General features: G+C 73.1%; 14 protein-coding genes. 1 reads left to right on the top strand and 13 read right to left on the bottom strand.

Annotated elements, in window-relative coordinates; genetic code table 11:
• The first annotated feature begins 77 nt into the window (after positions 1 to 77).
• Positions 78 to 1,535, top strand: coding sequence for an FG-GAP-like repeat-containing protein (locus G6048_RS23980; RefSeq protein WP_165341653.1), 1,458 nt, complete (start codon positions 78 to 80; stop codon positions 1,533 to 1,535).
• Between the two features lie 124 nt (positions 1,536 to 1,659).
• Here the strand turns inward: G6048_RS23980 and G6048_RS23985 are convergent, their stop codons facing one another.
• From G6048_RS23985 to mpaB, 13 genes are all read right to left on the bottom strand, one after another.
• On the bottom strand, positions 1,660 to 1,908 hold the full coding sequence (locus tag G6048_RS23985) for a hypothetical protein (RefSeq protein WP_165341654.1): 249 nt from the start codon (positions 1,906 to 1,908) through the stop codon (positions 1,660 to 1,662).
• Between the two features lie 92 nt (positions 1,909 to 2,000).
• Positions 2,001 to 4,700: a class III lanthionine synthetase LanKC gene (lanKC, locus tag G6048_RS23990; RefSeq protein ID WP_165341655.1), complete on the bottom strand. Its 2,700-nt coding sequence runs from the start codon at positions 4,698 to 4,700 to the stop codon at positions 2,001 to 2,003.
• 47 nt (positions 4,701 to 4,747) lie between these two features.
• The gene (mpaP, locus tag G6048_RS23995) at positions 4,748 to 6,394 is read right to left on the bottom strand and encodes a daptide biosynthesis intramembrane metalloprotease (protein ID WP_165341656.1); all 1,647 of its coding nucleotides are present in this window, start codon (positions 6,392 to 6,394) and stop codon (positions 4,748 to 4,750) included.
• Between the two features lie 231 nt (positions 6,395 to 6,625).
• Positions 6,626 to 7,366, bottom strand: a complete 741-nt coding sequence (locus G6048_RS24000) for an ABC transporter permease (RefSeq protein ID WP_165341657.1) — start codon at positions 7,364 to 7,366, stop codon at positions 6,626 to 6,628.
• A complete protein-coding gene (locus G6048_RS24005; protein WP_165341658.1) occupies positions 7,359 to 8,186 on the bottom strand; it encodes an ABC transporter ATP-binding protein in 828 nt (275 codons plus the stop codon). Before G6048_RS24005 ends, G6048_RS24000 begins: the two co-directional genes overlap by 8 nt.
• Before the next feature lie 154 nt (positions 8,187 to 8,340).
• Positions 8,341 to 8,484, bottom strand: coding sequence for a daptide-type RiPP (locus tag G6048_RS24010; protein WP_165341659.1), 144 nt, complete (start codon positions 8,482 to 8,484; stop codon positions 8,341 to 8,343).
• A gap of 66 nt (positions 8,485 to 8,550) precedes the next feature.
• On the bottom strand, positions 8,551 to 8,694 hold the full coding sequence (locus G6048_RS24015) for a daptide-type RiPP (RefSeq protein ID WP_165341660.1): 144 nt from the start codon (positions 8,692 to 8,694) through the stop codon (positions 8,551 to 8,553).
• Positions 8,695 to 8,747: 53 nt separating this feature from the next.
• Positions 8,748 to 8,894 carry a daptide-type RiPP gene (locus G6048_RS24020; RefSeq protein ID WP_165341661.1) on the bottom strand — a complete coding sequence of 49 codons (147 nt, stop codon included), beginning with the start codon at positions 8,892 to 8,894 and terminating at the stop codon, positions 8,748 to 8,750.
• 65 nt (positions 8,895 to 8,959) lie between these two features.
• Entirely contained in the window at positions 8,960 to 9,106 is a 147-nt protein-coding gene (locus tag G6048_RS24025; RefSeq protein ID WP_165341662.1) for a daptide-type RiPP, read from the bottom strand.
• 108 nt (positions 9,107 to 9,214) lie between these two features.
• On the bottom strand, positions 9,215 to 10,417 hold the full coding sequence (mpaC, locus tag G6048_RS24030; protein ID WP_165341663.1) for a daptide-type RiPP biosynthesis dehydogenase: 1,203 nt from the start codon (positions 10,415 to 10,417) through the stop codon (positions 9,215 to 9,217).
• The gene (gene mpaD, locus G6048_RS24035) at positions 10,414 to 11,715 is read right to left on the bottom strand and encodes a daptide-type RiPP biosynthesis aminotransferase (RefSeq protein ID WP_165341664.1); all 1,302 of its coding nucleotides are present in this window, start codon (positions 11,713 to 11,715) and stop codon (positions 10,414 to 10,416) included. Before mpaD ends, mpaC begins: the two co-directional genes overlap by 4 nt.
• A complete protein-coding gene (mpaM, locus tag G6048_RS51020) occupies positions 11,715 to 12,539 on the bottom strand; it encodes a daptide-type RiPP biosynthesis methyltransferase (RefSeq protein ID WP_268979003.1) in 825 nt (274 codons plus the stop codon). The genes mpaD and mpaM overlap by 1 nt, the downstream gene beginning before the upstream one ends.
• On the bottom strand, positions 12,539 to 13,609 hold the full coding sequence (gene mpaB, locus G6048_RS24045; RefSeq protein WP_206342054.1) for a daptide biosynthesis RiPP recognition protein: 1,071 nt from the start codon (positions 13,607 to 13,609) through the stop codon (positions 12,539 to 12,541). Before mpaB ends, mpaM begins: the two co-directional genes overlap by 1 nt.
• Between the last annotated feature and the right edge of the window lie 180 nt (positions 13,610 to 13,789).

Genomic DNA, 13,789 nt, shown 5'->3' on the forward strand with positions numbered 1-13,789 from the left:
TGCTGTCCGGCGGTACAACCCTTCAGGCTCACCAGAGGTCCTCTCTGGGCCCGCACGTATGTCTCGGAGAGGAACCCATGTCCCGGCCCCATCACAAGCGCTCCCGGCGTCCCCTCGTCCTGGGCGCCACCGCCGTCGCGGCCGCCCTGGCCGGTGGCCTGCTCATCACGCTGCCCGGCGGCGCGAGTGCCGCCGCGTCGGGCCTCGCCGACGACTTCAACGGTGACGGCTACCGTGATCTGGCGGTCGGCGCCCCGGGGGCTGTCGCGGCCGGGAAGGCGAAGGCGGGCGCCGTGGTCGTCAACTACGGCTCGTCGAGCGGTATCAGCGCCGCGCGCCACAAGACCACCTCGCAGAGTTCCTCCGGCGTGCCGGGCGCCTCGGAGAAGTCCGACCGCTTCGGCACCGAACTCGCGCACGGCGACCTCAACAGGGACGGCTACGGCGATCTCGTCGTGGGCACACCGTTGGAGGACGTCAGCGGCGATGTCGACGGCGGTTCGGTCACGATCGTGTGGGGCGGCTCGTCCGGCCTGTCAGGCGGCACGACGATCGGCGACCCGAACGCGTCGGGCCACGACCGGTTCGGCCAGTCCCTCGCGGTCGGTGACTTCACCGGTGACGGGAAGGCCGATCTGGCGGTTGGTTCCACCGGCAAGGACGTGTGGATCTTCAAGGGCGGCTTCACCAAGTCCCGTGGCGCGGCCGGGAAGCTGCGCTTCGACGCGCAGATCGAGGCCGGCGGGTACCCCCATGGCGCCGTCCAGCTGACCGCCGGGGACTTCGACGACGACGGGGCGGACGACGTGGTGGTGGGCTCCTTCGCCGGTGCCTTCGTCTACCGGGGCTCCTCGGCCGGGCTCACCCTGCAAACCCAGGTGAGCGACGACAACCCCGCCTCGCTCACCGCAGCCGACTTCGACAGGGACGGCCACGACGACCTCGTCATCGGCACCGACGACGACCCCATCGGGGATCAGACGGCGCTCGGCGGCTACGCCACCGTGTATTACGGCGCCGCGGCAGGCATCGACACCGCCCGCACCGGCGTCTTCAGCCAGGCCACCGCAGGCGTGCCGGGCGCGGACGAGTCGTGGGACCTGTTCGGCAGCACGCTCGCCGCGGGCGACACCAACGGCGACGGCTACCCGGACCTCGCCGTCGGCGCCCCCTTCGAGTCCATCGGCTCCGGCGACCACGCCGGCAACGTCTGGGTGTTGCGCGGCGGCGCCTCCGGCCTGACGGCAGCCGGCGCCCAGTCCTTCAACCAGGGCACCCCGGGTGTCCCTGGCGCCAACGAGTCCTCGGACCTGTTCGGCGGCGCCATCCACCTCGCCGACCACAACAAGGACGGCCGCACCGATCTGACGGTGGGCGCGGCCGGCGAGAACAGCGACGACGGCGCCGTATGGATCCTGCGCGGCTCCACCCGAGGCATCACGACCACCGGCGCGGTGAGCTTCGGCGCGTCGTCCGTGGGCATCGGGAACTCGGGAGACGACCCCGTGTTCGGGGATGCCATGTCGGGCTCCTGAGCATGTAGACAGACAGCCGGAAGGGGCGGCACCGGAGGATTCCGGCGCCGCCCCTTCTTCGCGCAGCGAGCGGAGCGAGCCGACGTGACGTCCACCCCCGGATCTTCGCGCGGCACGTCGGGGCTCAGCCGCGGATCCAGCCCTGCATGGGGGGAGTGGAGAGGGCTTCGTCCACCGTGCGCAGGGCCTCGGGTGCCGCAGTGCCGGCCGGAGCCGTGACGGCCACGGTGGCGGCGTCCGTCGTCGTGCCGGCCGGTCTCACCACCCAGTCCCCCGGCAGTACCGAGACGAGGCGGACGACCGCGGTCTCCGGCGCCGCCGAGGGCAGAGCGTCCTCCGTCTTGCGGATGCTGACCAGTAATTGCGTGGACATGAGAACTCCGGGGGTGGGGGGGGCCGTACCGGCACACGGCCGGTGAGACGGCGAACAGCGGTGGAACAGGGTGGGCGGAGCCGCCGGAGCGGTCACCCCATGGCCGGGACCGGCTCCGGCCCGGCGAGTTCGGACGGAGTGCCCAGTGCCAACGGTACGCAGGGCAGGGCGGCGGCTCCGGTGCGGGCCGCGTTCAGCGCGGCCAGGACTCCCGCGGAGCCGCTGGCGAGGTCCGTGGACAGCCGGAGCAGATGGTCGCCGAGGAAACCGGTGGTCCCGCCCTCCTGCGGCACCGCGAACATGTCCAGGCCGGCGGTCAGGGCACGGATCGCCCGCCGGGTCGCCTCCGAGCCGTCGTCGGTGTGGACCAGAGCCGCGAGTGCGCCCGCCTTGCCGGTGAACAGCCCGCAGGCGGGATGGAACTGCGAGGTCAGGTCGGTCAGCAGGGCGTCCTGCACGGCGGTGAGCCGCGGATCCCGGTGATGGGCCAGGAAGGTGTGGACCGCGATGGCCTGGCCCGCTCCGCCGTACGCCAGTTGGTGCCCGTGCCAGGGCGCCGGCGCCGGAGTCCTCGGCCCGCCGGGCAGTCGGCCGGAGACCAGCAGGTCGTGGGTGAGGGCCGCATGGGCCGCGTCGAGCAAGTCGCGGTCCGGGCCGTGGGCGGCGAGAAGGAACAGCGCCTCGCCCGAACCGCCGCGCAGCAGACCGGGACGCCGGCCGGACGCCGGGTCGAGCAAGGCCTGTGACGACGAGTCGGCTGGGAGCCGGGCGGTCAGTTCGTCGGCGAGTTCTTCGGCGAGCCGGTGTGCCTCCCGGGCCAGCGAGTCGTCGCCGCGGCGGTCGGCGAGGTGGAGCAGCGCCATGCCGAGCCCCGCCGTGCCGCCCGCGAGGCTGTGGTCGGGACTGCCGTCCCGGTGGTGTTCGCGAGGGCCGGTGAGGGCGCGGTCCAGCAGCTCGGCGGCCTCGTCGGGGCGGCCCAACTCCTGGAGGACACAGGCGATTCCGGCCAGCCCGTCGTAGAGCCCGGGTCGGGCCGTGTCCAGTCGGCGGGCGGCTCCGGCCAGCCAGTCGACGTGCGGCTCGGGTACGGCGATGCCCGCGCCGTGCAGCGCCCACAGCACGCCCGCCGCACCGTTGGCGATGTTCAGGCCGCCGTCCGGATGGCTGAACTGGTCGGCGTCACCGGGGAAGAGACGATCCGTCCGCTCGGGCGTGGCGGAGGCGAGCACGCCCGCACCGATCCGCCCGACGGAAACCAGCGGGTCGTCCGCGGGCGCCGCAGGTGTCGCGGGCGCGACAGACGGCACGGGGGCCGCAGCCGCAGCCGTCGCCGCTGAGGCCGACGCCGACGCCATGCGTACCGCGGATGCCCCGGCGTCGAGGCCCAGATCCGCGCGCACCTGTGCCCCGAACCCCTCCGGCACCGGGAAGTCCTCCGCGATACGGGCGATCAGCTCCTCGGCTCTCCGGGGTGCCCACGACAGCAGCGCCGTCAGCGGGAGGAAGGTGCTGAGGCGGAGGCAGCCGAGGGCGTAGCGGTCGACGGCCGGTCCTGTGGTGCCCGCGGGGGCGGCGAAACCGGGGGCGCCGATGGCCTGGCCGGTGTGGCCCCCGATGGGGCGGGTGGTCTCCAGGTCGATGAAGGCGACGGTGCCGTCGGGGCGTATCAGAACGTTGTTGGGGTGCAGGTCACCGAAGACCAGGCCGTGTTCGTGCATGGAGGTGACGGCGGCCTCGATCTGGTCGAGGACGTCCAGGGACCAGCGGGTGTACGCGGCGACGGACATCGCCGTGTGCCGCTCGGTGACGGCGTGGACCAGCGGATTGCGGGCGGTCACCTCCTTGCCGAGCGGCTCGCCGTCCACGAACTCCCGCGTCAGAAACCAGTGTTCGTTGCCCTTGCGCCAGTCCAGGACGCCTGGGAACGCGGGGAGTCCGTCGAGTGCGACCAGCGCGTCGTGCTCATGGCGGAGCCGGGCGACCGCGTCGGCGCCGGTGTCGTCCAGGCCCGCGTACGGACGGCCTTCCTTGACGAGGACCGGCCGGCCGTCGCGGGTGTCGGTGGCCCGGTAGACGCCGCCGCCGTTGGAGAAGTGCAGCGCCTGTGTGATCTTGAAGGGGAAGGAGCCGAGTCCGCCGCCCTTGTTGCGGTCGGCCAGTGCCTGCGCGATGAACGGGGGCAGCCGCACCCAGGCCGGCGGACGGAAGGCGGGACCTCGTACGTCCGGGACGAGGTTGCCGTCCGGATCCTCGATGCAGGGAACGGACTCGCCCGATGGGCCGCGGCCCATGCGGAGGGTGAACCCGCCGTAGCGGACGTACAGGGGACCGCGGCGCCAGCGCAGGTCGCTGAGGACGGCGGGACCGGGACGGCCGCCGATCAGGGCGTCCAACTCCTCGAGGACGGTGTGGAGTTCGGCTTCGTCGCGGGGGTACACGGTGATGAACTTGCCGCTGCTGCCGCGGTCCCCGTACTTGCTGTTGCGCAGCATCAGCATCCCCGGACTGGTGAGGAACTTGAACAGCAGCGACCGCCGGAAGCAGTAGTCGCGGACGGCGTCCAGCACCTCGGGCGCGCTGCCGGCGGTCGCCGAGACGTGGATCTTCCAGCCCTGCGTGGGGAGTTGGGGATCCGCGGGAGTCAGTACGGTCCACTCGCCCATCGCGTCACGGGTCCAGCCGGCGGGCGGTTCGGTCGCCGCGAGGGGGAAGGCGTCCTCACCGGTGACGCCGGCGGGGCGGTCGTAGAAGGGGGTGCCGGGCGGGCAGTGGGCGACATGGCGCAGGGACATGGCGGGGTCCTCCGGGAACGGGGTACCAGAAGTCGAAGAGTGGGAGGTCAGGGGAGCAGCGGGCCGAGGTAGGAGACCGCGAACCACTTCCACAGCGGTTGGTCTCCGGCCCGCACCTCGGCGACGCCGGTCCGGTCGGCGCCGTCGGCAGCGGGCGTCGTGGTGCCGCGCTCCAGCGGGTACGCCCTCATCGCGAGCCACGGGCGCTCGTTGTCGACCGGGAGCATCGCGGTCAGCGGCGCCAGCGTGTCGTGCCCGACCGGCTCGCCGAGCCGGGCGGTGCCGACCTCGGGACGGCTGAACAGGCCCGAGCGGTGCAGGGTCACCGGGGTGCCCTCCGTGAGGTCGAAGCCGGCACCGCCCTCGGCGACCAGCAGGCTGAGGCTGCCGTCGCGGTTCGTGGTGTAGCCGGCCGACACGGTGGCGGGGACCTGGACGAGCGTGGCGGCGAGGCCGAGCGAGAGAGCCGCGAGCGCTCCGGCAGCGGCGATACGAAGCGGGCGGGCGCCTGCCCTGAGCGCCTCCTTGACCAGGGCGGCGGTGCCCTTGCCGAGCCGCCACAGCAGGTATCCGAGTCCGCACACCATCAGCGCCGAGCCGGCGATGCCGAGCCGCTGGAGGATCGAGCCCCACAGGGTGAGCGCGGTCGACACCAGGTACAGCGGGAACAGCAGGCAGGCGATCCCGTACGGAACTGCCCAGCCGCGCCCGGGCAGTTCACGCCCGTAGTCGCGGCCGCCGAACATCAGCCCGGCGAGGAACCGGCGGGCGTCCGTCATGGCCTTCTCTCGCAGGTGGGAGATGTCGAGGTGGCTCATCAGCGCGATGTAGCCGTCCAGCTTCACCAGCGGCAGCAGATTGACCGCGCAGGTCATGTAGTTGACGAGGGAGACGAGCAGCAGGGTGTCGCGCGGCGGTCCGGCGGGCGCGAGAAGCGCGGCGAGGGCGGCGGAACCGGCGGCCACGGCCTGTACGCCGATGCCGGCGAGGGCGACCTGGACGCGCTGACGGGGGCTGGGCAGCCGCCAGCCGTCGGACACGTCGCAGAAGAAGGCCGGCGACATGTAGAAGAGCATGAAGCCCATCCGGCTGGGCCGGCCGCCGTGGTGGGTGAGGACCGCGCCGTGCGCGACCTCGTGGACGGCGGTGGTGAGCAGGACACCGAGCATCACCGCGGCGTACGACCACAGCGGCATCGGGCGGCTGAGGGCCGCGCCGAGGGTGGGACCGGCGGCGGCGAGGGCCAGCACGCCGAGCAGGGTGACCGCCGCCGCGCCGGCGAGGACGGCGCGGTGGGCGAGCGGCCGGATCAGCGGGGTGAGGCGGCGGAGCATCCGCTCCGGCCTGAGCAGGGTGAACTGGATGGTCAGCGGCCCGGCGAAGCGGACTCGGCGCACACGCTGCGTGGGCCGGCCGTCGTCGAGGAGCTGGGAGTCGGCGAGGTTGCGGATCGCGCGGTCGACGTGGTCCGGCGTCCAGGGGCGGCCGAGTTCGTCGGCGAGCTGGCCGTGGTCGCGGCTGCCGTCGAGGAGGCGGACCAGCCGGGCCAGGTTCTCGCTGGTACGGAAGTGCTGGTGCTCGCCGCGCTGGATCACCCAGGGGGCGCCGTCGGTGAGCGGCTCGTGCACGGCGACGTCGCCGGCGGTTCGGGGCCGCTCCAGGTCGGGGGCGGCGGCGGTCTTGGTTGCGGGCATGGTGAGAGCACCTCGGGTCGACGGACGGCGGGCACGGCAGTGGCGGACACGCGCCGGGCGGTGGGCACGCGACGGGCGGTGGCCCGGCGAGCGGCGGCACACAGGCGGCGGGCGGAGCGCGGTGGAAAGGCGGCCGTGGGCGGCCGGTCTCGGTGAGGCGGCGCGCGCGGTGGGCCCGGCGAAGGAGACCGGCGTGGCGCCGCGGGTGGTGGCCGCGCCGGTGGCCGGCGGTCAGGCGATGTCGCGGGTACGGACCAGGCGGCGGCCGACGAAGAAGGCGGCGGCCAGCCAGGCGGCGATCACGGCGTACGCCATGGGCAGCGAGAGCAGGTCGGGCTTCACGTCGCGGTAGACCGAGCTCATCGCGATGGTGAGCAGATACTTGGACGCGTCGGGCACGATGCGCTGCAGCCCCGGGTCGACGAGGAGGGTGAGGACGAGCAGCGTGACGACGGCCGCGGTCTGGTTGCGGACGATCCAGCCGACAAGCGCGCCCCAGGGTCCGGCCAGCGTGCAGCAGGCGAAGACGCCGAAGAGGATCAGGGCGGTCTCGCCGTCCGCGGCGGCCTCGAAGCCGAACGGCCCGGGGGCGAGGTAGACACTCGCGGTGCCGAGCGCCGCGGCGAACAGGCCGAACAGGGCGCCCGCCACGGTCGAGACGATCAGCTTGGCGCCGAAGAGGCGGGTCCGTGAGCCGGCCAGGAGGACGGAGCGGACCATCGTCCCGGAGCCGTAGTCGCGGGTGACGGCGACCGCGCCGAAGACGGCGGCCAGCAGGAACATCATCATCCAGGCGCGGGCGACGTCCTGGCCGACGGCGAGAGCGGTGGAGCCGGACGCGATGGCCTTCTCGCCTTCGGAGACGTATCCGAAGGTGGTGATCAGGCAGAGCCACGCGCCGGCGAGCGGCAGGTACCACCAGATGCGTCCGGTCAGGGCCTTGCGGGCTTCACCGGCGACGAGGTTACGCACGGGACGTGATCCTTTCCGGAGTGCGGACGGCGGCCGGAGCCGCGGTGCTCGGGGTCGGGGTTGTGGGGGCCGTGGCGGCGAGGTTCTCGGCGGCGGGGGACGTGGCGGCCGGGTCGACCAGCTCGAAGAAGCGGTCCTCCAGGCGGGTCGCGCCGTGACCGGTGAGGTCGGCGAGCGTGCCCGCGTACCGCAGCGTGCGCTGCATGATCACCACGTCGTCGACGGTCTGCTCCAGCTCGGCGAGCTGGTGGCTGGAGACCAGGACCGTCCGGCCCTCTCCGGCCAGGGAGCGCAGCGTGTCGCGCAGCCAGCGGATGCCGTCCGGGTCCAGGCCGTTGGCCGGCTCGTCGAGGACGAGCACCTCGGGGTCGGCGAGCAGCGCGGCCGCCAGGGCCAGGCGCTGTCGCATACCGGTCGAGCAGCCCTTGACGGGGCGGGTGGCGGCGTCGGCGATCCCGGTGATCTCCATGACCTCGTCGGCACGGGTGGCGGGGAGTCCGAGCACGGTGCACCAGATGCGGAGTTCGCTTCGGACGGTGGCGCCGGGAACGCCGCCCATGCCGTCCATGCTGACGCCGACCCGGTGGGCCGCGTCGGGCAGTTCGGCGTACGGCCTGCCGAGGATGGTGGCGGTGCCGGCGGTCGGGGCGGCCAGTCCGAGGAGCATCCGCAGGGTGGTGGTCTTGCCCGCTCCGTTGCGGCCCAGCAGACCGGTGACGCGACCGGCGCGGATGTCGACGGTCAGGTCGTCGACGGCGGTGACGCCTTTGTAGGTCTTGGTGAGGCCGCTCAGCGAGACGGCGGTGTCATTGGTGGTCATCGCGGCCGCTCCTGTCGTGTCGTGGCATGGGGTGCTCCGGAGGTTCTGGTGGTGTGTGGGGGGAGAGGGTGGGGACGAGGGCCGGGCCCCGGCCGGGAGTTCTCCCGGCCGGGCCCGGTCCACTCGATCCGTTCCGGCTGGTGCCGGGGGTGGATCAGGTGGCGACGACGACCGTGCTGATCGCGATGCCGATGGAGACGCCCTCCCAGAAGCCCGGGGCCTCAAGGGCCTCCAGCTCCTGCAGGCCGAGCTCCAGGCTGTCCGTGTCGACCGCGACGGTCTCGAACTTCTCGTTCATGGCAACTTCCCTTCGTTTGATGTGCGTTGAGTTGAGGTGAGGCGAGGGTCCGTTGATCCGGGTGGATCAGGTGGCGACGACGACCGTGCTGATCGCGATGCCGATGGAGACGCCCTCCCAGAAACCGGGGGCCTCGAGGGCCTCCAGCTCCTGCAGGCCGAGCTCCAGGCTGTCCGTGTCGACGGTGGCGGTCTCGAACTTCTCGTTCATGGCAACTTCCTTCTGTGGATGGGGTGTTGGGGTGACGGACTGATCCGGGTGGATCAGGTGGCGACGATGGAGACGAGGGAGATGCCGACGACGACGCCGCCGGTGGTCCACCAGCCGGGGGCCTCCATGGCCTCCAGCTCCTGGAGACCGAGCTCCAGGTTGTCCGTGTCGATCGCGGCGTTCTCGAAGCGCTCGTTCATGGCGGCTTCCTTCCGTGAGTGGTGTGGTGCGGTGTGTTCGGGTGTTGCCGACTGATCCGGGTGGATCAGGTGGCGACGATGGAGACGAGGGAGATGCCGACGACGACGCCGCCGGTGGTCCACCAGCCCGGGGCCTCCATGGCCTCCAGCTCCTGCAGACCGAGCTCCAGGTTGTCCGTGTCGAAGGCCGTGTTCTCGAACTGCTCGTTCATGACTTTTCTCCTTGGTGAGTTGGTGAGTTGGTGAGTTGGTGATGTGGCGAGGTGGTGCGTTCCCCGCGCCGGGCCGGCGCGGAAGTCTGTGAGGTGGGGCGGGCGGGCTCAGGCAGCCGCGGCGAGCAGGGCGCTCACGTCCGCCGTCCGCAGTCCGCCGAGCATGGGGAGCCCGGCGCCCCAGGTGCGTACCGTCCGGCGGGCCACCGTTTCGAGCAGCGGCGGCGGGAGGGTGAGGTCCCGTGCCACGCCCCAACGGTCCATCAGGGCGGTGATGCCTGCCGCCGGCCCGGCGGGCAGCGGGTCGCCGCTGCTGTCGGCCGAGCGCAGCAGGTCCCAGATCCGCCGCAGGCGGGGGGCGGAGCCGAGCCGGGTGTCCCCGGCGAGGACCGCCTGCCACAGGGGCGGCAGCAGGGCGGCCACCGCGGTCATCTTGCGGGTGCCGAGCGCGCTGGACAGCTCGTTCGCGATCATCCAGCCTTCGGTGCTGAACAGGTCGCGGCCGTAGGAGAGCCAGGTGGACTGGGTGAGTCCGCTGAGCCGGGCGAGGTCCATCCGCAGTTCGGCGTCGGGGGTGCGCCCCGCCGCGAGCTGCCGGGCCGTCTCACCGCCCAGCCGGGCCAGTTGCACCGCGGCCGTCTGAGCGAGGGCGTCCTCGACCGGGCGGTCCAGGAGGTTGCCGACGTACGGGCCTACGGTGCGGAAGAGGGCCTCCAGCGCGCCCTCGACGAGGAGTTCGGCGGGCAGGGTCTCGGTCGCCGCGGGGTCGAGCAGTGCCGCGTCCGGGGCCAGCGCGTCGCTCATCACGAGCCGCTTGCCGCTGTTGTGCGGGAGGCAGGCGACCCGGCTGAGTTCGGCGCCGGTGCCGACGGTGGTGGGCACCGCCAGCAGGGGGCGGGCCCGGCGGGTGCGCGCGTCGAGGGTCAGCAGTCCGCTGCGGCCGGTGGTGCGCAGATCGGCGCGGGCCCGTCGGTCCTCGTGGGCGACCGCGAGGAGCTTCGCCCGGTCGATCACGGATCCTCCGCCGACGACGGCGATCAGGTCGGCGTCGGCGGTGGCGTCGGCCAGGGCGAGGATCTCGTCCGGGCCGCCGTCCCCTTCGGGCACGATGCGCCGGGTGGTGTGGCCGGCCCGGTCCAGTTCCGCGGTCACCAGGGCGGTGATACGGCTCTCGGTGACGGCCGGGTCGAGCAGCAGAGCGGTGTCGGGGGAACCCGCCCTCCCCCGGGCGTCGTCGAAGTCGTCCAGCCAGTCGGCGAGCCCCGCGGGGCCGGTCAGCAGCCGGGTGGAACCGGACCAGGCGATGTTCACCGGGTGCCTCCCGCGTACCGCTCGACACCGGTGCGTACGGCCTCGGTCAGTTCCAGGATCTCCGCGTCGGTCGCGGTGAGCGGCGGCATCAACTGCACACCGTGGATGCCCGCGTGGACGATCGCGCCCGCCTCGCGGATGGCGGCGATCTGGTCGAGGACCTCGGCCTGCGGCAGGAGTTCGCCGTCGGCGGTACGGATCCGCAGGGACCGGAAGAGCCCGATGCCGTCGGCGGAGTCGAACAGGCGGTGCTCGGCGACGAGCCGGTCCAGCGCGGCACCGAGGATCCCGGCCGCGCGCCGGCCGTGGGCCACCGCGTCCAGCCGTCGCATCTCCTCGATGGTGGCGAGGATCGCGGCGCAGGTCACCGGGGTGCCGGCCTGTGTCTCGCCGTGGGTGAGCGTGGCGTCCTCGGCGCGGAAGACGTCGGCGATGTCCCGGGAGACGATCACCGCCGCGGCGGCGCAGGTCCCGTTGGTCAGTGCCTTGGAGGTGACCAGCAGATCGGGGCGCCCGCTCCAGCGCTGGGAGGCGAACATGTCTCCGGTACGGCCGAACCCGGTGGCGACCTCGTCGGCGGCGAGCAGGAACCCGTACTCGTCACGCAGTCTCAGCAGGGTGTCGAGGTACGCGTCGGTGAGGGGTACGGCCCCGCTGCCGAGCACCGGCTCGACCACGACGGCGGCCACCTGCCCGCCCTGAGCCCGCATCAGCTTCTCGATGTCGGCAGGATCGTTGGGGGTGACATGGCGGACCAGGCGCTGGTCGACGCCGTACACCTGCTGCCCGAGGTTCTCCCCGGTGAGGGCGAACCCGCCGAAGGTCAGGCCGTGGTAGCTGCCGCGGAGCCCGACGACGAGCTTGCGGGACGGCTGCCCCCTCAGGGCGTGATAGTGCCGGGCGGTCTTCATGACCAGGTCGTTGGCCGCGCCCCCGGAGGTCGAGAACAGCACCCGGGCGAAGTGGTCGGGGCCGCAGAGCTCCACCAGTGCCTCGGCGGCGCGCCGGGCGTAGGTGTGCTCGTAGCGGAAGACGCTCAGGTACGAGGCGTCGAGGAGGGCTTCGTAGGCGGCGCGGGCGATGTTCTCGTTGCCGTGGCCGAGGTTGGCGTTCCACAACCCCGAGTCGCCGTCGAGGAGTTCGGTTCCGTCGGCGAAGCGTACGCGCATGCCCTGGGCGGAGACCGCGCAGATGCTGTCGTCGCCGTGGGCGGACGGGGGGAGGAGGGAGGTCCACAGCGCGGGGTGGTCCTGCGCGCCGGTCCCTTCCGTCTGGGTGGTCAGGGTCGTCTCGGTCATCACAGAGCCTCCGCTTCGAGCAGGACGTCGTGGTGGCGTCCGCCGCCGGGGACGGGGGTGCGGGAGCGGACGGCGTAACCGGCCTGCTCCAGCTCGGCGATGAGCCGGGGGGCGGGCAGGACGCCGATGGTGGTGGTGGCGACGGTGACGGGGCCCTCGGCGGGTGGCTCGACCGGGATCATGGTGACCGTGCGGGTGCTGGCGCCGGCGCTCCACTGTTCGATCATGCGGTAGCCGCGGCCGCTCTGGCCCTCGGCGAGGATCTCGGACTCGTCCGTGCCGTCGGCGGCCGGATCGACCTCGACCGTGGTGAGCAGGAAGCGTCCGCCGGGGGCGAGGTGCTCCCGTACACAGCGGTAGAGGCCGGGGCGGGCGTCGGGCGGCAGCAGCGAGATCGAGGTGGTGCCGAGGACGACGGCGCCGAAGCGGCGGCCGAGGGCGAAGTCGCTCATGTCGGCCCGGACCGGGGTGCAGCGCTCGCGCAGCGAGGGAGGGGCGGCGGCCAGCCTTTCGCGGAGCAGTCCGATCATGTCGCCGGACAGTTCCAGGGCGGTGACCTCCCGGCCGAGGCCGAGGAAGGGGAAGGTCAGCCGGCCCGAGCCGGCCGCCAGGTCGAGTACCGCGCCGGGCGACCGGCGCAGGGCGGCGAGGAGTTCGCGCACCTCGTGCGGGGTGGTGCCGGCGATGTCGTGGTAGACGGGGGCGCCCGCCTCGTCGTACAGGTCGCACAGGACGGCCCGTTCTCCGAGTTCGGCGACGGCCTCGGCGGCGCGGCCGGTGAGCGGGGTGCCCGCGAGGGCGGGGCTGAGCAGCATGGCGCCCATCAGACGGTCACCTCCTCGGTGAGGCCGCGGGGCTCGGCGGATTCGGTGAGCGGCAGTTCGATGCCGGCGAAGTAGGCGGCGACGGCGTCGACGGTGCCCGGATCGGCGTACCGGGCGGCCTCCTGTGCGGAGCCCGTGACCAGCAGCGCCTCGGCGGCGCGGGCCGCGTCCGTGGAGAGGGCGACGGTGCGGCGGTCCACGGGGTGGTGGATCAGGGCGCGTTCGTCGTTCCAGAGCAGCAGCGGGGCCGTGGCGGACTCGTCGCGGGGGCCGGCGACGTCGTTCAGCGCGGAGACCATGCGCCCGCCGAACCCGGAGACACGCGGCCGTTCCACACCACGGGTCACGGCTTCCCTGGCCGCGCCCACGGCTGCCAGGTAGCGGCCGATCCAGGGCCGGTCCGCCAGTCGCCGCGTACGGGAGGCGCCGTCCGGCAGCGCGCCGAGGGCGTCGGCGGACTCCTGCCAGGCACGGTGCAGTTCGTCGCGCGGGGTACCGGCGGGGCCGAGCGGGGCGCCGCCGGGGGAGACGCGGACGGTGCCGTCGGCTGCGACGTACAGCCGCAGGCCGGGGCCGTCGCCCTCGTGTCCGCCGCCCAGCGCGGACAGGTCACCGAGCTGCACCGCGGGATGGGTCAGGAACTCGGAGAACTCGCCCTTGTTCAGGGCCTGTTCGGCGTCGTCGAGGTACGCCTGGAAGTCGGCCTCCTCGGCGATCCGGACCAGCGTCGGGCCCAGCACCGAGAGATACGGGGTGATCGAGTAGGCCTGCACCTGGAGGTAGAAGTCGGGGTGCAGCCCCGCCTCCGCTCCGGGCTCGCCGAGCGATCCCTGCCAGGTGATGACCTCGGCTCCGGACGCCTCGTGCCGTACGGGCTCGGCGCTCGGCTCGTCACCGGGGACGAGGACGACGGTGCCGGGACCGGCCACACCCGAGCCGAGCAGGGCGTTGAGGTGGGCGGCGTCCTCCAGGACGACGGTCGAGGTGTACGGCGGGCGGGGGGCGAGGGCGGCCACGGGGCGTCCTGTGCCCCACTGCAAGGCGTGGGCCTTGACGCGTGCGTATGTCATGAGCATGCCTAACGTGAGAACGTGAAGAGCCGGTGGCAGGGGCGTGCCTGCGAAGTTCGGGTGGCGGGGCGTGCCTCGGAACCGGGCGGCGCGGCGCCGGGCGCGGTCGGTCGGCGGCGCGCGCCCACGAGGTCATTCGACGGGGCGGTGTGTCTGCGAAGTCAGGGGGCGGGACATGCC

It is taken from the genome of Streptomyces ureilyticus (assembly GCF_011045025.1).
GTDB classification, from domain to species: domain Bacteria; phylum Actinomycetota; class Actinomycetes; order Streptomycetales; family Streptomycetaceae; genus Streptomyces; species Streptomyces ureilyticus.